Raw genomic sequence first — 20,267 nt, 5'->3', positions numbered from 1 at the left:
CAGAACGAAACGGTCCGCGGGGCAGGTCATGGTGGGAGCCTTCGTGAAGTCGCGAAGAGGACGGGGCGGGGCGGGGTCAGCGCGCGGAGCGGGTCCGGCGCATCTCACACATGCACATGCCGCGACACGACCCTCGGTTCGTCGAGGTCGGCGCGGCACGGCGGGTCGTCTTCACGTCCGCGTCAACACATGCCCTCGAAACCCTATTCCTGATATTTCATGTGATTCAGGTCACTTTACCGAAATAGGGCTGACCAGGGAGAACGGGCGAAGCGGCCTCCCGGGACTCTCCGGGGGCCGCGCGGCGTGCCGTTCGCGCATCACCCGGCCTTCCCGAAGACCGCGCGGCGCGCCGCCTGCTCAGACGTGGCGGTAGGGGTCGCGCAGCGGGACCGCCCGCGCGGCGAAGGCGTCCTTGATCTCCTGCATCCGCGGGCCGGGCGCGTAGAAGCGCCCCTTGGTCTCACCGTACGGCCGCAGCCACCCTCCGGCCGCCAGGTCGCGCAGGTCCCTGGCCGCCTGGCCCTGGCTGAGCGCCTCGTCGGCCTGGTACCGGCTGCGGCGCAGCCGCCGGTTGACGAACACCTCGTAGAGCGCGGAGACGGTCCGCGGGTTCAGCCCGTCGGCGTCGACCCGCTCTTCCAGCATCGTCCACACCTCCCCCGCCTCGGCCAGCCGCCGCCCGACCTGCTGGGCCTGGAGGTGGTGGGCTCGCAGGCAGAACCGCACCCAGGGCAGCGTGTCGCCGTGCGGGTTCCACCGGCCGCCCTGCCCTTGGGCCAAGGCGTCGTAGTAGTCGTACGTGGCCCTCCCCTGGCCCAGCCACTCCTCGATGGAGGAGAACTCCGGGGTGGTGATCTGGTCGCGGCCGAGCACCAGCGTCTGCAGCGCCCGGGACATCCGGCCGTTGCCGTCGCGCCAGGGGTGGATGCTCACCAGGTTGAAGTGGGCCATGGCCGCCCGCACGTAGCTCGGCGCGTCGAGGTCGCCCGAGTTGAGCCAGCCGGTCAGCTCCTCCAGCAGCTCCGGCACCTCCTCGGCGTCCGGGCCCTCGTAGACGACCTCGCCGGTGGCCGTGTTGCGGACGTAGATGCCGCCGGGCCGTACGGCGCCCGGGGTCTTGTCCACGTGGTGGCCGATCATCATGAAGTTGAGCGCGTGGAGCAGGCCGGTGTCGAACCGGAACGCCCGGGTGTGGGAGAGGATCCGGATGTAGGTGAGCGCCTGCTGGTAGCCGGCGATCTCCCTGGCCACCGTGGCGGGGGTCTCCAGCGGGTCCTCACCGGCCATGATCGACTCGATGTCCTCGACGCTGGCGCGGTAGCCCTCGATGGAGTTGGACCCCTGGATGGCCAGGGCCTGGAGGTGGCGCCGGAGTCTTCCGTCCCAGCGGTGGGTCTCGGCGAGACGATACTTCAGGTCACGCCGCATCTCCTCGATCTCGCCGAGGACCTTGTCGTCGATGGCCTCCAGGCGAGGTGTGCCGTACAGCATGCGTTCATGACAGCATGGACGGAACATCCGTTCAAGCGAATGAATGATTCGTCCATTTATGTCCTTCGGGGAGCCGGCCGGGCCGGTGAGCGGCCTCTGGTCGGCTCACCGCCCGGAACGGCGAACGGCCCGCCCCCCGGAGGGCGGGCCGTTCGTCACGGGGGCGGCCGGTCAGGCCGCGCGCGGCCGGTCGGATCACGTGTGACCGGCCGGACCGCGTGAGCCGGATCAGGCCGCGGCGCGGTCGGCGACCTTGGCCGGGGTGAGCGCGATCTCCAGGACCTCCCGCACGTCGCTGACCGCGTGGATGGTCAGCTCGTCGCGCACCGCCTGGGGGACGTCGTCCAGGTCGGGCTCGTTGCGGGCCGGGATCAGCACGGTGGTGATGCCCGCCCGGTGGGCGGCCAGCAGCTTCTGCTTGACCCCGCCGATCGGCAGCACCCGGCCGGTGAGGGAGACCTCACCGGTCATCGCCACGTCGCTCCTGACCTGGCGGCCCGACAGCAGCGAGGCCAGGGCCGTGATCAGGGTGACGCCGGCCGACGGGCCGTCCTTGGGCACGGCGCCGGCGGGGAAGTGGATGTGCACCGAGCGGTCCTTGAGGGAGGACACCGGCAGCTCCAGCTCCGCGCCGCGCGAGCGCAGGTAGGACAGGGCGATCCTGGCCGACTCCTTCATGACGTCGCCGAGCTGGCCGGTCAGGGTCAGGCCGGTGTCGCCGGTCTCCGGGTCGGCCAGCGACGCCTCCACGTACAGGACGTCGCCGCCGGCTCCGGTGACCGCCAGGCCGGTGGCCACGCCGGGCACCGCCGTACGCTGGCGGGACTCCGGGAGCGAGGACTCCGGCACGTGCCGCGGGCGGCCGAGGTAGGGGACGAGGTCCGTGACCGTCACCGGCAGCTCCCCGGCGCCGAGCGCGACGTTGGCGGTCACCTTGCGCAGGACCCGGGCGATCGAGCGCTCCAGGGACCGCACGCCGGCCTCCCGGGTGTACTCGCCGGCCAGCCGGCGCAGCGCGTCCTCGCCGATGACGACGTCCTCGGCGGTCAGGCCGGCCTTGTCGAGCTGGCGGGGCAGCAGGTGGTCCCGGGCGATGGCGACCTTCTCGTCCTCGGTGTAGCCGTCGAGGGTGACGATCTCCATGCGGTCCAGCAGCGGGCCGGGGATGGCCTCCAGCACGTTGGCCGTCGCCAGGAACAGCACGTCGGACAGGTCGAGCTCGACCTCCAGGTAGTGGTCGCGGAAGGTGTGGTTCTGCGCCGGGTCGAGCACCTCCAGCAACGCGGCGGTGGGGTCGCCGCGGTAGTCGGAGCCGACCTTGTCCACCTCGTCGAGCAGCACGACCGGGTTCATCGAGCCGGCCTCGCGGACGGCGCGGACGATCCGGCCGGGCAGCGCGCCGACGTAGGTGCGGCGGTGGCCGCGGATCTCGGCCTCGTCGCGGACGCCGCCGAGGGCGACGCGGACGAACTTGCGGCCCATCGCGCGGGCCACCGACTCGCCGAGGGAGGTCTTGCCCACCCCGGGAGGTCCGGCCAGCGCCAGTACGGCGCCGCTGCGGCGCCCACCGACGACCCCGAGGCCCTGGGCGGCGCGGCGGCCGCGGACGGCGAGGTACTCGATGATGCGGTCCTTGACGTCGTCGAGGCCGGTGTGGTCGGCGTCGAGGACGGCGCGGGCCGCGGCGATGTCGTACGAGTCCTCGGTCCGGGTGTTCCACGGGATGTCAAGGACGGTGTCGAGCCAGGTGCGGATCCAGCCGGTCTCCGGGGACTGGTCGGAGGTCCGCTCCAGCTTGTCGACCTCCTTCAGCGCGGCATCGCGCACCTTCTCGGGCAGGTCGGCGGCCTCGACGCGGGCGCGGTAGTCCTCCTCCTCGGTCTCCGGGGAGGAGCCGTTGAGCTCCGACAGCTCCTTGCGGACGGCGGCGAGCTGCTGGCGCAGCAGGAACTCGCGCTGCTGCTTCTCCATGCCCTCCTGGACGTCCTTGCGGATCGTCTCGGCGACGTCGAGCTCGGCGAGGTGCTCGCGCGCCCACTCGACCAGCTTGGCCAGCCGGTCCGCCGGGTCGGCGGTCTCGAGGATCTCGGCCTTGCGCGGGGTGCCCAGCCAGGGGGCGTAGCCGGAGCTGTCGGCCAGGACCGACGGGTCGTCCATCTGGTTGACGGCGTCGACGACCTGCCAGGCGCCCCGCTTCTGCAGGATGGTGGTGGTCAGCGCCTTGTACTCCTTGGCCAGCTCGGCTGCGCGCTCGCCCGCCGGGACGGCCTCGATGACGGTGGCCTGCACCCACAGCGCGGCACCGGGGCCGGTCGTGCCCGCGCCGACGCGCACGCGGTCGACGCCGCGCACCACGGCGGCGGGCTCGCCTCCGGGCAGCCTGCCGACCTGCTCGACGACGGCCTTGACGCCGACGGAGCCGTAGCGGCCGTCGATGCGGGGAACGAGCAGGACCTGTCCCTTGTTGTCGGTCAGTGCCTGAGCCGCGTCGATCGCGGCCCGGACCTCGGCCTCGGACAGATCCAGCGGGACCACCATTCCCGGCAGCACGACCTGGTCGTCGAGCGGGAGAACCGGGAGGATCAAGCTCTCACTCATGCGCACTCCAAGGGTTGAGTTATACCGACTCAATTAATGAGAGCGGCTATATGTTCCCGGGATTGAGCGTGTTCGCCGTGAGCGATCGTAATTCTGTAATCGACGCCTCCGGGCAAGCTTCCGGACGGGCTCCCGGGCGGGCTTCCGGAGGGATCACTCCCGGGCGGGCTTCCGGAGGGATCACTCCCGGGTGGGACGATAGGCATCACCCCACGGTGGGACGGAACGCATCACTCCTGGGTGGGACGCCGGCCGCCCGCGCTCCCCCTAGGCTGGGCCGATGCCCCCGCGTGACGCTCTCTCCCGGCTTTCCCGGCCGCTGGTCCGCGCCCTGGTGAAGGGAGAGCCCGGCCCGCCGTTCCCCCGCTCACGGCGCCTGAGGTTCCGGACGCCGGCCTTCCTGGGGCTGCTGCCGTTCCGGACCGTCGACCTGGTCCTGGTGGCCGACCTGGTACTCGCCTGGATCCTGTTCGCCAGCGGCTACTCGGTCCTGCTGACCGTCAACGACGAGCCGCCCATGCCGGGTGTCCCGGCTCCGGGCATCAACGTGAACGTCCTCCTCCTCTGCGCGGTCGTCTCCGCACTGCCCCTGGCGCTGCGCGACCGGTGGCCGCTGGCGGCCTGGCGGCTGGCCACCGGCGGCATGCTCCTGGCCGCCCACTTCGTGGGCCGGCTGTCCTCACACTCCTACTCCACCGCGGGCATCATCACCTACCTGCTGGTCGTCTACTCGGTGGCGGTGCGCTGCGACCGCGAGACCACCCTCGGGACGTGGCTCGTCTCGGTGTTCGCCCTGGTCGTGGTCAGCACCAACGGCGGCGAGATCGTGCTGGGCTCCGGCCTGCTGACGGTGACCGCGCTCCTGGGCTACAACGTGCGGAGCAGGCGCCTGGCCGCCGGCCGGCTGGCGGAGGAGGAACGGCGCAGCGAGCGGGCCCTGGCGGCGCAGGCCGTACTGGAGGAACGGACCAGGATCGCCCGGGAGCTGCACGACGTCGTCGCCCACCACATGTCGGTGATCGCCATCCAGGCCGAAGCCGTGCCGCTGAAGGCCGCCGGGGACCCCCGGGTGCTGGAGGAGGGGCTCGCGGAGATCCGCGCGCTGTCACTGGCGGCCATGACCGAGATGCGCCGCGTGCTGGGGGTGCTGCGCGACGGCGACGAACGCGCCGACACCGCGCCGCAGCCGGGCCTCGGCCGGCTTGAGGAGCTGGTCGCCACCGCGCGGTCGGCCGGGCTCACCGTGACGCTCCGGCTGGGCGGCGACCTGCTGGGGCTGCCCGAGGCGGTGAGTCTCTCGGCCTACCGGATCGTCCAGGAGGCGCTGAGCAACGCCATGCGCCACGCGCCCGGCTCGGCCGTCTCGGTGCGGATCACCCGCTCCGGCGACGAGCTACGCGTCCACGTGGCGAACGGCCCCGGCGTCGACGGCCGCGAGCGCACGCCGGGCAACGCCGGGCACGGCCTGCTCGGCATGCGGGAGCGGGTCTCCATGCTCGGCGGGAAGCTGTGGGCGGGGCCGGTCGGGAAGGGCTTCGCGGTCACCGCCATACTTCCGATCATGGAAGACGCGGAGGGCGGCGCATGACGATCCGGGTGCTCATCGCCGACGACCAGGGCATGGTGCGGACCGGCTTCACCGTGTTCCTCAGCTCCCAGCCGGACATCGAGGTCGTCGGCGAGGCCGCCGACGGGCGCGAGGCCATGGCCCGGACGGCCGAGCTGCGGCCGGACGTCGTGCTGATGGACGTGCGGATGCCGGTCATGGACGGCCTGGCCGCCACCCGAGCCATCCTGGACGCGGACGGCCCGAAGCCGAAGGTGTTGATCCTGACCACCTTCGACCTCGACGACTACGTGTACGAGGCGCTGCGGGCCGGGGCGAGCGGGTTCCTGCTCAAGGACGCCTCCGCCCAGCAGCTCGCCGAGGCGGTCCGGGTCGTCGCCTCCGGTGACGCGCTGCTCGCGCCGTCGGTGACCCGGCGGCTGATCTCGGAGTTCGCCCGCGTCGGGCCGCGCCGCCCGCGCGCCCGGCCGGCCGACATCACCGAGCGCGAGACCGAGGTCCTCACCCTGATCGCCCAGGGCCGCTCCAACCAGGAGATCGCCGAACAGCTCGTGGTGTCGGAGCAGACCGTCAAGACCCACGTGGGCCGCATCCTGGCCAAACTGGACCTGCGCGACCGCGCCCAGGCGATCGTCTACGCCTACGAGACGGGCCTGGTCCGCCCCGGCGGCTGATCCGGGGCTCCACCGCGCGACCGGACGCGGCCCCACCCGGCCGGGACCCCTACGGCGAGCGGCGCCCGAGGCCCTGGCCGGATGCGGCCCACCCGGCCGGGACCTCGTACGGCGAGCGGCGCCCGAGGCGCCACCGCGCGTCCGGCCCCGGGGTGACCCCCTCCCCCCACGGGGTGACCCGGCGGGTGAGCACGCCGGGGTGACGCGAGCGACAGGCCCCGGTTCATAGCGTCCTGTCCGATCCCCCCGATCGGACCGGAGGTCCCATGCTCTACCGCGCGTTCACCGTCGTCGCCGTCGCCGCCCTGGCCTGCACGGCCGTTCCAGCCGCCCACGGCGACCGGATCATCCGCGTCTATGGCGATCTGCGCGCGGCCGAGCGCGTCGTGGTCGTCGTCCCCGGTTCCGACACCACGGCCGCCAACTTCGACGGCGGCCGGGCCGACCCGTACAGCACGCCGGCGTTCGGGGCCCGGAGCGTGCTGGCCGAGGCGCGGGCGCTGGACCCCGGGGCACGGCTGGCGGCGGTCGCCTGGCTCGGGTACGACAGCCCGGACACGGCGAGCGTCAGCGTGCTGACCGACCGGGCCGCCCGGCGGGGAGCGGAGGAGCTGCGGCGCTACCTCGCCGGGACGCTTCGCGGCAAGCGGGTCAGCCTGCTGTGCCACAGCTACGGCTCGGTGGTGTGCGCTGGAGCCGCCCCGGGGTCGGGGGTGGAGAGCCTCGCCGTCTTCGGCAGCCCGGGGCTCGGCGTCTCGTCCGCCGCGGAACTGGGCGTCCCGCTGTGGGCCGGCAGCGGCAGCCGTGACTGGATGCGCCGGGTGCCGAAGGTACGGCTGGGCCCGCTGGGCTTCGGGCCGGACCCGGCGGCGCCGGGCTTCGGGGGCGACGTGTTCGCCACCGGCGACGTGGGACACAGCGGCTACCTGCACCCGGGCACCGAGTCGCTGCGCAACCTCACCCTGATCGCCCTCGGCCGGACCGGCGAGGTGTCCCGTGGCTGACCGCACCGTACCGGCACGGCGGCCCGCGCCCGCGCCCGCTCCCGGCGCTCTCGCCGCCTTCGCCGCCCGGATCGAGGCCGCAACCCCGGCCGGCCGGGACCGCGGGGTGGACGCGCTGCGGGCGCTGGCCGTCGCCGGGGTGGTCACCGGCCACTGGCTGGTCACGGCGTGGACGCCCCGCCCCGGCGGGACCGTGCGCGTCTCCAGCCCGCTCGCCTACATGCCCTGGCTGACGCCCGCTTCGTGGGTGCTGCAGACGCTGGCGGTGTTCTTCTTCGTGGGCGGGTACGCGGCGGCGCGGAGCCTGCGGTCGGCCGCCGGATACCGGGTGTGGGTGCGGGCCAGGATGCGGCGGCTGCTGCGTCCGGTGGGCCTGCCCGCCCTGGTGTGGGCGGGCGTCGCCGCCGGACTGGCGGTGGGCGGCATGCCGATCGGGCCGATCCGGTCGCTGGTGCAGCCTGCGGTCGGACCGGTGTGGTTCCTGGCGGTCTTCGCCGCGCTCACCGCGGCCACCCCCCTGCTGCGGGCCGCGCCGCTCGCCGTGGCCGGTTCGGCCGCCGCGGTCGTGCTCGCGGCGGACGCGGTCCGGTTCGGGCTCGGCGGGCCGTCCTGGCCGGGCTGGGTGAACGTGGTGGCCGGGTGGCTGGTGCCGTACGCGCTGGGCGTCGCCTGGGCGGGCGGGGCGCTCACCTCGCGCCGGGTGGCGGCGGGCATGCTGGCAGCGGGCGCGGCCGGGACCGCGGCGCTGGTCGCCTGGTTCGGGTATCCGGCGAGCATGGTCGGTGTCACCGGGGCGAAGGTGTCCAACCTCAGCCCGCCCACGCTCGCCGTGGTCTGCTTCGGGGTCGCCCAGGTGGGACTGGCGCTGCTGGTACGCGGGCCGCTGGCCCGGCTGATGCGGCGGCCCCGGCTGTGGGCGGCGGTCGCGCTGGTGAACCTGTCGGCGATGACCGTCTTCCTGTGGCACCAGACCGTTCTCGCCGCGGCGGCGCTGGCGGTGCTGCGCCTCGGCGGGCTTCCCGGTCTGGTGGAGGCGCCCACCGGCCCGGCCTGGCTGGCGCACCGGCTGGCCTGGCTGCCGGTGTTCGCCGCGCTGCTGGCCCTCGTCGTGCCGGCCGTCCGCGCAGCCGGGCGGCTCCGCGGCGGACGTCCCGGGCCCGGGTGAACCGGTGAGCGGAAGGTCGCTGCGAGTTTGACGGGTTTGGGGGGCTTTGTGAGGCTGGGGAGCCACGTCAGCGCAAACCCCCTTCCACACGGAGCGATATTGAGTCAGGCACCGTTCTCCGAAGTGCTCAGGAACGCCACCCGGGACGACCACGCCGCGGCCGAGAACCAGGACTACCTCGTCGCGCTGCTGGCCGGCCGGCTCAGCCCGGAGGGCTACGGAGCGATGGTCGCCCAGAACCACTTCGTCTACACCGCGCTCGACCGCGTCTCCCGGACCCTGGCGGACGACCCGGTGGCCGCGCCGTTCGTCCTGCCCGAGCTGTACCGGGGGGAGGCGCTGGCGCGTGATCTGGAGACGGTCTACGGCCCCGGCTGGCGGTCCGTGATCGAGCCGTCGGCGCCGACCCTGGCCCTGGTGGCCCGCATCGAACACGTCGCCGCCTGGCCGGGCGGCTACGTCGCCCACCACTACACCCGCTACCTGGGTGACCTGTCGGGCGGGCAGTTCATCCGGCGGGAGCTGCGGCGGATCTACGGCTACGGGCCGGACGGCGGCGCCGACTCCTACCGCTTCGACGCGATCGGCAGCATCCCCCGCTTCAGGCGGGAGTACCGCGCCCGGCTGGACGCCCTGCCCGCCGGTGAGGACGAGCGGCGGCGGATCGTCCAGGAGGCCAGGCTCGCCTTCCGGCTCACCACCGAGGTGCTGGCCGACCTCGGCCGCACCGTCCGCGCCGAACCGGCCGCCTGATCCGCGAGCGCGGGTCACCACGGACTGGGCCGACTGTCGGGACGGGCGGGAGGTGCCGGTGACAGCGGCTTTCGTGACGGGCGGGAAATGTCGGTGACGGCGGCTAGTTTCCGATCATCCCGATCCCGAGGAGACCGCCGATGTACCGCCAGGGTGACATCCTGATCGTTCCCGTCGCCGAGGAGGCCGTGCCGCCTTCGGTCAGGACCGCGCCGTCCGCGCCGCGCGACGCCCGGGGCCGCCTGGTCCTGGCCCTGGGCGAGGCCACCGGCCACGCCCACGCGGTGGTGGGCCCGGGCACGCTCGTCCGCGGCCTGCACCCGATGGACCCCGACCACCTGCATCTGCCCGGCGGCGGGCGCGTCGTCCATGAGGAGCACGCCGCGATCCCCCTGCCCAGGGGGTGGTACCGCGTGCAGCGCCAGCGCGAGTACATCCCCGGCGCCTTCCGCGTCGTCGCCGACTGAGGAGCCCCCGAGCATGACCGTCACCACCGAACTCGCCGACGTCCTGGCCGCCGCCGCGCAGCGCTGGGAGGAGGTCGCCTTCCGGGCCGGGCCCGCCGACCGCCCCGAGGCGGAGGCCGGCGTACGGCTGGCCTACCGGGCCGCCGGGCTGGCCGAACCCGGGGAGATCGTCTGGGCCGACTCCCCCCTCGCCGGCGCCCGGGCCGCCGCCCTGCTCGACACCGGCCGGTCCGTGCGTGACGCGGTGCGGACCGGCCCGTGGCAACGCGCCAGGGCGGAGGCGTACGCCGCCCTGGGCCCGACGGGCTGGGCGCTGGCCTGGGCCCTCACCGGAGGGAGGCTCTGGGACCCGGTCAACGGGATCGTCACCCGGATCCGTCAGGGCGTCGCCGCCGCGGAGGAGTCGCAGACCGCCGCCGCGGCGCTGCGCGCCTCGACCCTGGACGCCGTGCTGGGCCAGCACGACGCGCCGTGGCTGGCGCTGTTCGACGCCCTGGACCGGCCGGAGACGGAGGGGCTCGCCCGGGTCGCGCGGTCGGCGGGCTGGTGGTGGCCGTTCGAGCGGGTGGCCGTCGTGTGCGAGCGCCCCGCCGAACTGCACCGCGACGGGATGTCGCGCCTGCACCGCGCCGGCGGTCCGGCGCTGTCGTTCCCCGACGGTTTCGCCGTGCACGCCTGGGGCGGCATGCCGGTCCCCGCCGGCTTCGCCGCCACCATGGCGGCGCTGACCGTGCAGCGGATCGACGCCGAGGAGAACGCCGAGCTGCGCCGGGTCATGCTGGAGCACTTCGGCTACGACCGCTACCTCGCCGAGTCCGGCGCCGTCCCCGTGCACCGCGACGAGGCGGGCGTGCTGTGGCGGATCGTCCTGCCGGACGACGAGCCGGTGACGATGGTCGAGGTGGTCAACTCCACCGCCGAACCCGACGGGACCTTCCGTAAATACTGGCTGCGGGTCCCGCCGTCCACCCGCACCGCCCGCGAGGGCGTGGCCTGGACCTTCGGCATGACCGAGACCGACTACCGGCCGGTCAGGGAGACCTGAGCCCGGCGACGTCGACCCCGCCGGGCGGGCGCGCGACGCGGGGTCCGGTCACGCGCGCCCGTCCGGCCGGTGCGCCGGCGAGGGCCCCGATCCGGCCTCCGGTCTCAGCGGGCCCGGCCGTGGAAGGCGGGGACACGCTCCAGGATCCCCCCGGCGAAGACGTCGTAGAGGCCGGTGGGCTCCAGATGCACGTAGCCGATGTGGCAGTCGCACAGGGCGGCCGGGCACGGCCGGGCGCGCGGCCGGAACGTCCCGTCGTAGAGGTTGCCGAGGACCTCCGGGACGAAGTGGCAGCGCCGTACGGTGCCCTCGCCGTCCACCGAGATCACGGTGTCCCCCGTACGGCACGGCCGCCCGGCACTGCGGTGCGGCGTGCGGCTGTAGGAGAAGAGCGGGTCGAGCCGCGTCCACTCGGCCGCCTCGGCGTCGGTGTAGGAGTGCCCCTCGGCGGCGTTGACCCACAGGTAGACCTCGGCGGGCAGGTCGTCACGGAGCCGGCGGGCGTGGTCCAGGTGCTCGGGCAGCCCCACGACGCCGACGCTGAAACGGACGCCCATCCCGGTCAGGTCGCGGCACCGGCCGAGGAACCGCTCGTAGCCGACCTGCCCGGGGTGGTAGGTGACCCACAGGGCGAGGGTGCCGAGATCGGCCTCGCCCAGCCAGCCGGTGCGGCAGCTGAGGTTGGTCTGGATGGCGACCCGCCGGACGTGCGGCAGGTGGCTGAGCCCTACCATCGCCCGCCGGTACCACGACCGGACGAGCCCCTCGCCCCAGGGGGTGAACAGCACCGAGACAGGGTGGTCGCGCTCCGCCGCCCACCGGGTGAACCGCTCCAGCGCCGCCCGGTCGCGGCGCAGCCGGGCGGGGTCGTCGCGGCGCTTGGCGAACGGGCAGTAGGGGCAGTCGTAGTCGCAGCTGGACAGGGGCCCCCGGTAGAGGACGGTCAGGTGGCCGGCGTCGCGGCCGGGCGCAGCTCGGTCCCGCGCCGTGTCGCCGCGGTCACACGCACCGGGCGCGGCACGGTCGTGTGCGGCACGGTCGTGCACCGTGAGGACGGGCAGCTCGCGGGGTCGTTCTCGCTCGTTCACCGCGCCTCGTATCCCGCCATCAGCTCCCGGACCGCGCCGGAGAACAGCGCCGGGCCGATCGCGTCGGAGTGCGCCAGTCCTTCCGCGGTGAGCCGCGGCCACCCGGCGGCGTCCGTCTCCAGCCACCCCCGGGCGGCGAGGCGGTCGAACTCGGCGCCGAAGTCGGCCGTCGCCTCGGTGCCGAAACGCGCCCGGTAGGCGGCCGGGTCGAGTCCCTCGGCCTGGAGCAGCGACTGGATGAGATGGCGGCGGCGGCGCTCGTCGTCCCCCAGACGGAACCCCACGTTGGCGGCGGTGAAGTCGCCGGGCGCCAGCCGTACGTAGTCGTCGATGATGGCCCGCACCTGGCGGGTGCCGACCGCGTACTCGTGGGAGTAGTGCAGGGTGGAGGTGTAGGAGCGGGCGCCGCAGCCGAGCCCGACCATGCCGTCGCTCTGGCAGCAGTAGCCGGTCGTGTGGGCGGGGGCCGCCGTGCGGGCGGGGTCCGGCAGCCGGAACATCCGCATGGACACCTGCTCGTACCCCGCGGCGAGCAGGTGGTCGCGTCCCCGCCGGTAAAGGCCCAGCCGGTGGTCGTCCCAGTCGCGCGCGCGGCGGCCGAGACCGGTGAGCGGCCGGACGTACAGCGGGTAGAGGTAGATCTCCTCGGGTTTCCAGGCGAGCGCCGCGTCCAGCGAGTGACGCCACGACCGGGCGTCCTGCCCGTCGATGCCGTAGATGAGGTCGAGGTTGAGCGTCTCGAACCCGGCCTCCCTGATCCGGCCGAGCGCCGCCTCGACCTCCGCGCGCCGCTGCGGCCGGACCGCCGCGCGGGCCTCGGCGTCGACGAAGCTCTGCACGCCGATCGAGATCCGGGTGGTGCCCCGCTCGGCCAGGACCGCCAGGCGGTCGGCGGTCGCGGTCGCCGGTGAGGTCTCCACCGACAGCGGCACGGTCCGCAGGTCGACGCCCATGGTCCGCTCGGCCAGGTCGAACAGCCGGGTGAGCTCGGCGGCGCTCAGGTAGGTGGGGGTGCCGCCGCCGACGGCCGCGACCGCGAACACCGGTCCGCCCGGGGCGCCGCCGGGGGCGCCGGGGTCACCGCCGGAAGCACTGTCCAGGGCGGCGTCCAGGGCCTCCCGTACGGCGCCGGCCTGGCGCTCCAGGGCGTCCAGGTAGGCGGCGACGAGCTCGTCCGGCGCGCCGGTCCGGGTGAACAGGTTGCAGAACCCGCAGCGCATCTCGCAGAACGGGATGTGCAGGTAGAGGGAGAGGCTGTCCATCGGCTCGCCCTCCCACACCCGCCGCAGCGGCGGGCGCGGGTCCAGCGGCCGGTAGGCCGTCTTGTGCGGGTAGGCGTAGACGTATCCCTGGTAGGGGCTCGTGGCCGTCACCATTCTCCCTGTCTCATCGTGAACTCCCCGTAGGGGACGGTCCAGACGGCCTCGTGGCCGATCCGGTGCCCGACGTATCCGTCGTCGCCATAGGCGGTGCCGTGGTCGGAACAGACGATCGCGAAGCCGGGCCGCCTGGCGCTCATCAGGGCGAACAGCCTGCCGATGTGCCGATCGACGTACTCCAGCGCGGCGGCGTGGCTGCGCAGGTCGTCGCCGTGCTCGCGGGCCGCCCCCGGAAGGTGGAACCAGTTCGGCTGGTGCAGCGCCGAGACGTTGACGAACAGGAACACCGGTCCCCGGGCGCCCCGCACCGCCCGCTCGGCGCACTCGATCTGCGCCTCGAACGAGGTCGGCGAGGTCACCCCGAACGCCGGCTCCCAGTGGCTCTCGGCGAACAGTCCCGGAAGCGCGGATCCGAGCGGGGTGAGCTTGTTGAAGAAGCCCACCCCTCCCACGCAGACCGTGTGGTACCCGGCCCGGGCCAGCCCGCCGGGCAGGTCCGCCGCGTCGAACACCCAGGTGCCCTCGGCCGTCGTCTCGCTGCCGGGGAACGCCGCCGCGAACAGCCGGGGATGCGGCCCCGGTGCGGCCGGGGTGGGCAGGAAACCGGCCAGGATCGCGGCGTGCGCGGCATAGGTGAAGCTGCCGGGGCTGTGCCGGCGTTCCCATCGTCCGCCGGGCAGCGCCCGGGCCAGGGTGGGCAGCCTCCCCGCCCTGATCAGCTCGTCGGCCACGTCGTAGCGGAGCGTGTCGAGCGTCACCAGCAGCAGGTCGTGGCTGCCCACGATCGCGTTCATGTCCCGGGTCGCGCCCGGAGCGCCGCCCCGGCCGCCCCTCGTCCCGCCGCTCACCACGTCACCGCCGCGTGGGAAACGGCCGCGTGGTCTGCGGACGGGGGATCCGCGGGCGAGTGACCTGCGGACGGATGGCCCATGGACGAGTGGCCCGCGGGCGGATGGCCCGCGGAAGGGTGACCGGTGGACGGGTGGCCCGCCGGCGCGCCGGCGGGCGGGTGGACGGGCACGTGGCGGGCGAGGACCGCCCGGACCTGGGCCGCGTAGGTGTCGAGCCCCTCGGCCACGCCTCCCGGCAGGCCCGTCAGGCCGGGCAGCAGGTCACCGAAGGCGTTGACCTCCGCCACGGCGACGCCGCGCCAGTCGGCGCCCACCATCACGTCCACCCCGGCGCACAGGCTGCCGGGAAAGCACGCCGCGGCCCGCGCGCAGGCGTCCAGGACCCGTTCCCAGCCCCGCGGGCCGAGCCGCGCCCGGACCGCGCCGAGGTCGCCGCGCACGCCGCCGAGGTGCAGGTTCGTCATGGGGGCGCGGGCGGCGCGGACGACCGCGTGGGTGGGCGTGCCGCCGACGGTGACCACCCGCAGGTCGATCACCCGGCCGCCGAAGCCCGCCTTGGGGAACCACCGCTCCACGTGGAGACCGTCGGCGGCCAGCAGGTCGATGATCGCCGCCACCTCGTCCTCGTCCCCGTAGGAACGCACCCGGAGCGAGTTGTGCAGTTCCACCGCGGCCCGCTCGTCTTCGCGTAGCCCGCCTCCGGCCCACCCGTCCCCGTGCGGCCCGCTTCCGGCCCGCTCGCCCTCGTACGGCCCGGCCCCGGCCGCTCCGCCCCGGATCAGCTCCGCCGAGGTCACGGCCTTGATCCTGGACCCGGCGACCTGAAGGGCGACGACCCCGGAGGCCGACGAGCCGTGGGCGGGCTTGACGAACACCCTCCGCCAGCCGGCCCGGTCCATCCGCTCGCGCAGTTCGGCGTAGCCACCGACCGGCCCGGGCAGGGCGGGCGGCACCGGCACCCCGGCCGCCGCCAGCCTCGCGTGGCACCGCCGTTTGTCGAACATCACCGCGATCTCGTCGACGTCGGCGAGCAGCACCGCGCCCGGGGTGCGGGCGACGGCCCGGCGGATCCGGTCCAGCCCGGCTGTCAGGGCCGCGTGCCAGGCGGCTCCCCCGCCGGCCCGGGTCGGCCGTCCGGGGCCGCGCAGCAACGCGTCGGCCTCGGCGTCCTGGCCGGGCGACTCGATCCGCACGAGCGTCCCCGGCTCGAACCGGATCTCCTCGTCCCGCAGCACACCGGTCCAGGGGACGACCGCGGGCGCGGGCAGGCCGTACCGGGCGCAGGCTGCGGCGAACAGGGTCACCCTGCGGTCGCCGGGCGTCCCGACGACGGCCGTCCGGACCGGCGTGCGATCACCGTGTTCGGTCACCTGGCGTCCTTACGAGGTCGGGATCGGGATCGGAGCCGGGATCGGCGTCGGAGCCGGGAGGGAGCGGCGGGAGCGGTCACTCGGCCACCGCGACGTAACGCCAGTCGTCGTCGGGATCCTCCTGCTCCGACAGGTCGACCTCGACGCCGGTGCCGGCGAAGGCCGCCCGGACCCGCTCGGTCATCTCGTCGCTCAGGTAGTGGTGGTGCAGGTCGAGGCGCGCGAGGTGGGTCAGCGGCTGGCCGGACAGCAGGGCCTCGGCGCCGGCGTCGGTCAGCGTGCCCATCGACAGCGCCAGCGACGTGAGCCGGGCCACCACCGGCGCCGACGCCACCGCCGCGGCGATCTCGTCCTGGATCTCACTGTCCTGCAGGCCCAGGTGGCGCAGGGCGGGCAGTCGCTCGCCGGACAGGATCGGCGCCAGGTCCGCCACGGTGGCGTCTCCGCCGTACTCCGAGACGCCCAGCCACAGCTCCAGGTACTCCAGGGCGGGCAGGTCGGACGCCGCGACGCCGCGCACGACCTGGGCGGGCAGCCCGCCCGTCTCGAACCGGAGCACCCTGAGGTTGCCGTGGCGGACCGGGCTCAGCGTGAGCCCGGTGCCCCCGCGCACCTCCAGCCGCTCCAGCAGCGGGAACGCCTCCAGCAGCGGGGTGACGTCGCTCTGCTGGATCCAGGAGATCTCGCACTCCTCCGACGGCATCGCGCCGAGGAACAGGGAACGCAGGGCCGGGAGGCGGTCGGCGTTACGGGCGAGCAGCTCGACGACCCGCGAGCTGCCCGTGTCGTAGGCCTCCTCCCAGCCGCCGATGATGAGCGCCTTCACCGCGGCGGTGTCCGTCTTCTCCAGGAAGGTGGTGAACCGCTGCTCGTAGCCCTCACCCGAGTCGTAAACGCTCTCCGCGATCCGCCACGCCGCCTGGTCGGCGGCGGGCGTCCGGTCGCCGGAGTCCGGGACCGCGATCGGCAGGCCGGCGTAAGTGCCGTCGTAGAGACCGTCGACGCGGTCGGTGAACTCGGTGTGGTCCATCGGGGGCTCCCGTCAGCTGGAATGCGGCAGAAGACGTCCTACCAGAGATCGCCGACACTCCAGGAATCGCGGCCCCCGCCGGCGTCGGGAGGGGACCGGCGGCGGGGGTCCAGAACACCCTCCCCCGCCCGGAAGCGGGATCTCCCCGGAGGCGTCCGGTGACCGGCGGCGCCCCTCCGGGGACATCGGGTGACCGGCGACGGGTCCCCGTTTCCGGCCGCGCGGGCGGCGAGCCGCAAACACCGGCGGCGAGCCGGAACAACCGCGGAACCCCGGTGATTGTGACAATCATGGACAACGGTCATCTCCGGCTCCGTTCGGCCGCCGGCCGGTGGGTGCTCACCGCCACCGTGCTCGGCTCCGGCATCGCGCTACTGGACGGCACGGTCGTGAACGTGGCGCTCCCCGCGCTCGGCCGCGACCTGGACGCCGACATGGCGGGCCTGCAGTGGACCGTCAACGCCTACACCCTCACCCTGGCCGGCCTGATCCTGCTGGGCGGCTCACTGGGCGACCGGTACGGCAGGCGCCGGGTCTTCCTGGTCGGCGTGGTGTGGTTCGCGCTCGCCTCGGCCGCGTGCGGCCTGGCGCCCGGGGTGGAGGCGCTGGTCGCGGCCCGCGCGCTGCAGGGCGTCGGCGGCGCCCTGCTGACCCCCGGGTCGCTGGCGATCATCCAGTCGTCCTTCGCCCCCGAGGACCGGCCCCGCGCGATCGGCGCCTGGTCGGGGCTGGGCGGGGTCGCGGCGGCCGTCGGGCCGCTGCTGGGCGGCTGGCTGGTGGAGACGGCCGGTTGGCGCTGGGTGTTCCTGATCAACCTGCCGCTGGCCGCGCTCGTGGTGGCGGTGACCGTACGGCACGTGCCCGAGAGCCGGGACGCCGGAGCCACCGGGCGGTTCGACGTGCTCGGCGCGGCGCTGGCCGCGCTGGCGCTGGCCGGGATCACCTACGGTCTGATCGGCCTGTCGGTGCCCTGGATCGTGGCGGGCGCGGCGCTGGGCGCGGTGTTCGCCTGGCTGGAGGTCAGGCGCTCACCGGACGCGCTCGTGCCGATCGGGGTGTTCGCCTCGCCGGTCTTCGTCGCGGTCAACGCCGTCACGCTGGTCATGTACGCCGCGATGGGCGTGGTGTTCTTCCTGCTCGTCGTCCAGCTCCAGGTCTCGGCCGGCTTCTCGCCGATGGTCGCCGGATCGGCGATGATCCCGATCACCGTGCTGATGCTGCTGCTGTCGCCGGCGGCGGGCGAGCTGGCCAGGCGGATCGGCCCGCGCGTCCCGATGGCGGGCGGCATCCTGCTGTGCGCCGCCGCGCTGGTGCCGATGTCGTGGATCGGCCCAGGCTCCTCCTACGTGACGGGCGTGCTGCTGCCGGTGTCGCTGTTCGGCCTGGGCCTGTCGGCGGCGGTGGCTCCGCTCACCGCCACCGTGCTGGCCAGCGCCGCCGACCGCTACGCGGGCGTGGCCAGCGGCGTCAACAACGCCCTGGCCAGGACCGGCGGGCTGCTGGCGGTCGCCGCGATCCCGCCCCTGGTGGGCCTGACCGGCGACGCCCTGCGGGACCCCACGGCCTTCACCGCCGGGTTCCGCGTGACGATGCTGGTCGGCGCGGTGATGATGGCCGCCGCCGCGGTGGCCGCCTTCTGGACCATCCGCCGCAACGTCCTGGCCGGAGAGGACGGCGCACCGCTCAGCGGCGCACCAGCCGGGCCAGGCCCGGATAGTCGGTGACGATCCCGTCGGTGTCCAGGGACAGGTCCGCGGTGAAGCCCTCGCTCTCGTAGCGCACCAGACCGGGTTCCAGGTGGGTGTAGCGCTGGGCGTGACGCAGCACCCGCAGGTGGGGCACCTCGACCAGGGCCATGACGAGGTCCATCCGTCCCTCGCACTCGTTGAGGCCGTGACGCAGCACCGGCATCGTGTTGGTCAGCGGCGACAGGCCCAGGTCGCAGTCGAGCGCGCCGTTGAGGGCCTGGACGTTCCCGCCCGGAGACGGCCCGGCCAGGTGCCCCACCTCCTTGGTCTCGCACGACCAGGTGCCGTGCTCGGAGCGGCGCAGGTCGAGCGCCCGGTGCCAGCCCGCGCCGTGGGCCCGTACCGACAGCGTCTCGGTCAGGTAACCGGGGAAGGTCCGCAGGGTGTACTCCAGCCGGTAGGGCAGCGGATCCGCGCCGATCGCCACCCCGACCGCCACCAGTTCGGACGCGAGGTCCACCTCCGCGTACTCGGCGCCCTCGTCCTTCAGCCACACGAGTGCCCGCATCGTTCGCTCCCCCCTCCGTCCGGCGTCCCACCCCCGGGGAAACCGGCCGACGGCACCGACGTACCCCCGTGGCCTCCCCCGGAACCACGGGGACGCGGGGCTGCGGGGCCGCGGGGGTGACCTCCCCGCGTCCCGTGGCCCGCGCCCGAACCGGTCCGGGCCCGCCGGGTCGCCGGGTCGCCGGGTCGCCGGGTCAGAAGGTGAACGCCTGCCGGCGGACGCTGTTGTCGAAGTTGGACACCAGCAGTTCCGGCTCGCCGACCGTGCGGATCATCGGCAGCCGGGTGAACAGCTCGCGGAACATCGTCCGGATCTCCATGCGGGCGAGGTTGGCCCCCAGGCAGAAGTGCGGGCCCGGCCCGCCGAACCCGACGTGCGGCTTGGTGTCGCGGGTGATGTCGAACCGGTCGGGGTCGGGGAAGACCGCCTCGTCGCGGTTGGCCGAGCCGTAGAAGAGCACGACCTTGTCCCCGCGCCTCAGGCGCAGGCCGCGCAGGTCGTAGTCCTGGGTGACGGTGCGGCGGAACTGCATGATGGGCGAGACGTAGCGGACCATCTCCTCGATCGTCCCGCCGATGCGCCCCTCGAAGTCCTCCAGCAGCGCGCTGCGCTGGCCGGGATGGTCGGTGAGCAGCTTCATGCCGTGCGCCATGGTGTTGCGGGCCGTCTCGTTGCCCGCGACGAGCAGCAGCGCGAAGAACGACCCCAGCTCGCGGTCGGTGAGCCTCTCCCCGTCCACGTTGGCGGTGACCAGCGCCGAGATCAGGTCGCCGCGCGGCTCCCTGGCGCGTTCCCGGCCGAGCCGGATCACCAGGCGCTGCAGGGCGAGGAGCGCGACGGTGTTCTGCGCGGCCATCCGCACGGTGTGCGGCAGGCTGGGCCGTATCCCGCTGTAGGCGGTGGAGATGTCCACCTGCCGGTGCACCGCGGCCCGCATATCGTCGGGAATGCCCATCATGTCGCAGATGACGTGGATGGGCAGCCGGGCGGCGACCTGGCTGACGAAGTCGCGCGGCCCCTCGGCCAGCACGTCGTCGACGATCCGGGCGCACGCGGCCTCGATGTCGCCCTGCAGCCCGGCGAGCATCTTGGGGCTGAACGCGCGTGAGACGATGCGGCGCAGCCGGGCGTGCCGGGGGTCGTCCATGTTGACCATGGACTCGCCGAACACGTGCTTGACCCAGCCGGGTGGTTCGGGGCTGGTCACGCCCGGCTCGCTGGAGAACACCCTGGCGTTGCGGCTGGCCTCCACCACGTCGGCGTGCCGGACCAGCGCGTAGAAGCCCTTGCCGGAGCGGAGCAGCGGCACGCGCTTCTCCGCGAAGAACACCGGCCGGTCCAGGGCGCGCAACCGGGCGAACGCCTCGTGACGTTCCTTGGGCGGGCGACGCCAGAAGTCGAGATCAGCCAGGTCGATGCGCATGACCTCAATCCTGACATGGCCTTTATCTAAGGCGATCGCCCCTGACCAGGTCTTTACCTTACCGGACTGTGATATAGCGCAACCCGTACCCGCGCCGGCCGCG

17 protein-coding genes are annotated in these 20,267 nt (G+C 74.1%); 8 read left to right on the top strand and 9 right to left on the bottom strand.

Translation table 11 applies throughout. The annotated features are described in order from the left end of the window. Window positions 1-360 precede the first annotated feature (360 nt). Complete coding sequence (locus tag ACQP10_RS13785; protein ID WP_399500524.1) at window positions 361-1,494, bottom strand: Fic family protein; 1,134 nt, start codon at window positions 1,492-1,494, stop codon at window positions 361-363. Between the two features lie 228 nt (window positions 1,495-1,722). Further along, window positions 1,723-4,092 carry an endopeptidase La gene (gene lon, locus ACQP10_RS13780; protein ID WP_346020094.1) on the bottom strand — a complete coding sequence of 790 codons (2,370 nt, stop codon included), beginning with the start codon at window positions 4,090-4,092 and terminating at the stop codon, window positions 1,723-1,725. Between the two features lie 280 nt (window positions 4,093-4,372). On the opposite strand from lon, the gene ACQP10_RS13775 reads away from it, so the two are divergent. The 7 genes from ACQP10_RS13775 to ACQP10_RS13745 all read left to right on the top strand — a co-directional run bounded on the left by ACQP10_RS13775 (window position 4,373) and on the right by ACQP10_RS13745 (window position 10,767). After that, window positions 4,373-5,680 (top strand): sensor histidine kinase, encoded by a 1,308-nt coding sequence (locus tag ACQP10_RS13775; RefSeq protein WP_433541477.1) that lies wholly within the window; start codon window positions 4,373-4,375, stop codon window positions 5,678-5,680. After that, window positions 5,677-6,333 (top strand): response regulator, encoded by a 657-nt coding sequence (locus ACQP10_RS13770; protein WP_179818167.1) that lies wholly within the window; start codon window positions 5,677-5,679, stop codon window positions 6,331-6,333. Before ACQP10_RS13775 ends, ACQP10_RS13770 begins: the two co-directional genes overlap by 4 nt. Window positions 6,334-6,599: 266 nt before the next feature. Then, window positions 6,600-7,337, top strand: a complete 738-nt coding sequence (locus ACQP10_RS13765; protein WP_346020096.1) for an alpha/beta hydrolase — start codon at window positions 6,600-6,602, stop codon at window positions 7,335-7,337. Further along, window positions 7,330-8,502: an acyltransferase family protein gene (locus ACQP10_RS13760; RefSeq protein ID WP_389994754.1), complete on the top strand. Its 1,173-nt coding sequence runs from the start codon at window positions 7,330-7,332 to the stop codon at window positions 8,500-8,502. The genes ACQP10_RS13765 and ACQP10_RS13760 overlap by 8 nt, the downstream gene beginning before the upstream one ends. Before the next feature lie 99 nt (window positions 8,503-8,601). Then, window positions 8,602-9,255, top strand: coding sequence for a heme oxygenase (biliverdin-producing) (locus tag ACQP10_RS13755; RefSeq protein WP_346020098.1), 654 nt, complete (start codon window positions 8,602-8,604; stop codon window positions 9,253-9,255). Between the two features lie 140 nt (window positions 9,256-9,395). Further along, window positions 9,396-9,722, top strand: a complete 327-nt coding sequence (locus tag ACQP10_RS13750; RefSeq protein ID WP_179818172.1) for a hypothetical protein — start codon at window positions 9,396-9,398, stop codon at window positions 9,720-9,722. A 13-nt stretch (window positions 9,723-9,735) separates the two neighbouring features. Further along, entirely contained in the window at window positions 9,736-10,767 is a 1,032-nt protein-coding gene (locus ACQP10_RS13745) for a DUF6745 domain-containing protein (RefSeq protein ID WP_346020099.1), read from the top strand. Window positions 10,768-10,871: 104 nt separating this feature from the next. Here ACQP10_RS13745 and ACQP10_RS13740 read toward each other — a convergent pair whose 3' ends face one another. The 5 genes from ACQP10_RS13740 to ACQP10_RS13720 form a co-directional block, all read right to left on the bottom strand. Next, window positions 10,872-11,714: an STM4011 family radical SAM protein gene (locus ACQP10_RS13740; RefSeq protein WP_179822671.1), complete on the bottom strand. Its 843-nt coding sequence runs from the start codon at window positions 11,712-11,714 to the stop codon at window positions 10,872-10,874. A 137-nt stretch (window positions 11,715-11,851) separates the two neighbouring features. After that, window positions 11,852-13,231 (bottom strand): STM4012 family radical SAM protein, encoded by a 1,380-nt coding sequence (locus ACQP10_RS13735; protein WP_433541476.1) that lies wholly within the window; start codon window positions 13,229-13,231, stop codon window positions 11,852-11,854. Beyond that, window positions 13,225-14,028 carry an STM4013/SEN3800 family hydrolase gene (locus ACQP10_RS13730; RefSeq protein WP_346020101.1) on the bottom strand — a complete coding sequence of 268 codons (804 nt, stop codon included), beginning with the start codon at window positions 14,026-14,028 and terminating at the stop codon, window positions 13,225-13,227. The genes ACQP10_RS13735 and ACQP10_RS13730 overlap by 7 nt, the downstream gene beginning before the upstream one ends. A 50-nt stretch (window positions 14,029-14,078) precedes the next feature. After that, window positions 14,079-15,455 (bottom strand): STM4014 family protein, encoded by a 1,377-nt coding sequence (locus ACQP10_RS13725; protein WP_433541475.1) that lies wholly within the window; start codon window positions 15,453-15,455, stop codon window positions 14,079-14,081. A gap of 76 nt (window positions 15,456-15,531) precedes the next feature. Next, window positions 15,532-16,485, bottom strand: a complete 954-nt coding sequence (locus tag ACQP10_RS13720; RefSeq protein ID WP_433541474.1) for an STM4015 family protein — start codon at window positions 16,483-16,485, stop codon at window positions 15,532-15,534. 290 nt (window positions 16,486-16,775) lie between these two features. On the opposite strand from ACQP10_RS13720, the gene ACQP10_RS13715 reads away from it, so the two are divergent. Continuing rightward, entirely contained in the window at window positions 16,776-18,209 is a 1,434-nt protein-coding gene (locus tag ACQP10_RS13715) for an MFS transporter (RefSeq protein WP_389994736.1), read from the top strand. Here ACQP10_RS13715 and ACQP10_RS13710 read toward each other — a convergent pair. Both ACQP10_RS13710 and ACQP10_RS13705 read right to left on the bottom strand, forming a co-directional pair. Beyond that, entirely contained in the window at window positions 18,169-18,741 is a 573-nt protein-coding gene (locus ACQP10_RS13710; protein ID WP_346020104.1) for a putative glycolipid-binding domain-containing protein, read from the bottom strand. The genes ACQP10_RS13715 and ACQP10_RS13710 overlap by 41 nt on opposite strands. Before the next feature lie 193 nt (window positions 18,742-18,934). Continuing rightward, on the bottom strand, window positions 18,935-20,164 hold the full coding sequence (locus ACQP10_RS13705; protein ID WP_346020105.1) for a cytochrome P450: 1,230 nt from the start codon (window positions 20,162-20,164) through the stop codon (window positions 18,935-18,937). Window positions 20,165-20,267 lie beyond the last annotated feature (103 nt).

This window comes from Streptosporangium sandarakinum (assembly GCF_050942225.1).
Lineage (GTDB): Bacteria > Actinomycetota > Actinomycetes > Streptosporangiales > Streptosporangiaceae > Streptosporangium > Streptosporangium nondiastaticum.
Note: the sequence above shows the minus strand (reverse complement) of the source record. Positions and strands in the feature narration are given on the sequence as shown.

Bases quoted from the DNA above. Each gene is read 5' to 3' on its own strand.
- ACQP10_RS13785 (WP_399500524.1), bottom strand. From the start codon at position 1,494: ATGCTGTACGGCACACCTCGCCTGGAGGCCATCGACGACAAGGTCCTC.
- lon (WP_346020094.1), bottom strand. From the start codon at position 4,092: ATGAGTGAGAGCTTGATCCTCCCGGTTCTCCCGCTCGACGACCAGGTC.
- ACQP10_RS13775 (WP_433541477.1), top strand. From the start codon at position 4,373: ATGCCCCCGCGTGACGCTCTCTCCCGGCTTTCCCGGCCGCTGGTCCGC.
- ACQP10_RS13770 (WP_179818167.1), top strand. From the start codon at position 5,677: ATGACGATCCGGGTGCTCATCGCCGACGACCAGGGCATGGTGCGGACC.
- ACQP10_RS13765 (WP_346020096.1), top strand. From the start codon at position 6,600: ATGCTCTACCGCGCGTTCACCGTCGTCGCCGTCGCCGCCCTGGCCTGC.
- ACQP10_RS13750 (WP_179818172.1), top strand. From the start codon at position 9,396: ATGTACCGCCAGGGTGACATCCTGATCGTTCCCGTCGCCGAGGAGGCC.
- ACQP10_RS13745 (WP_346020099.1), top strand. From the start codon at position 9,736: ATGACCGTCACCACCGAACTCGCCGACGTCCTGGCCGCCGCCGCGCAG.
- ACQP10_RS13735 (WP_433541476.1), bottom strand. From the start codon at position 13,231: ATGGTGACGGCCACGAGCCCCTACCAGGGATACGTCTACGCCTACCCG.
- ACQP10_RS13730 (WP_346020101.1), bottom strand. From the start codon at position 14,028: ATGAACGCGATCGTGGGCAGCCACGACCTGCTGCTGGTGACGCTCGAC.
- ACQP10_RS13720 (WP_433541474.1), bottom strand. From the start codon at position 16,485: ATGGACCACACCGAGTTCACCGACCGCGTCGACGGTCTCTACGACGGC.
- ACQP10_RS13715 (WP_389994736.1), top strand. From the start codon at position 16,776: ATGGACAACGGTCATCTCCGGCTCCGTTCGGCCGCCGGCCGGTGGGTG.
- ACQP10_RS13710 (WP_346020104.1), bottom strand. From the start codon at position 18,741: ATGCGGGCACTCGTGTGGCTGAAGGACGAGGGCGCCGAGTACGCGGAG.
- ACQP10_RS13705 (WP_346020105.1), bottom strand. From the start codon at position 20,164: ATGCGCATCGACCTGGCTGATCTCGACTTCTGGCGTCGCCCGCCCAAG.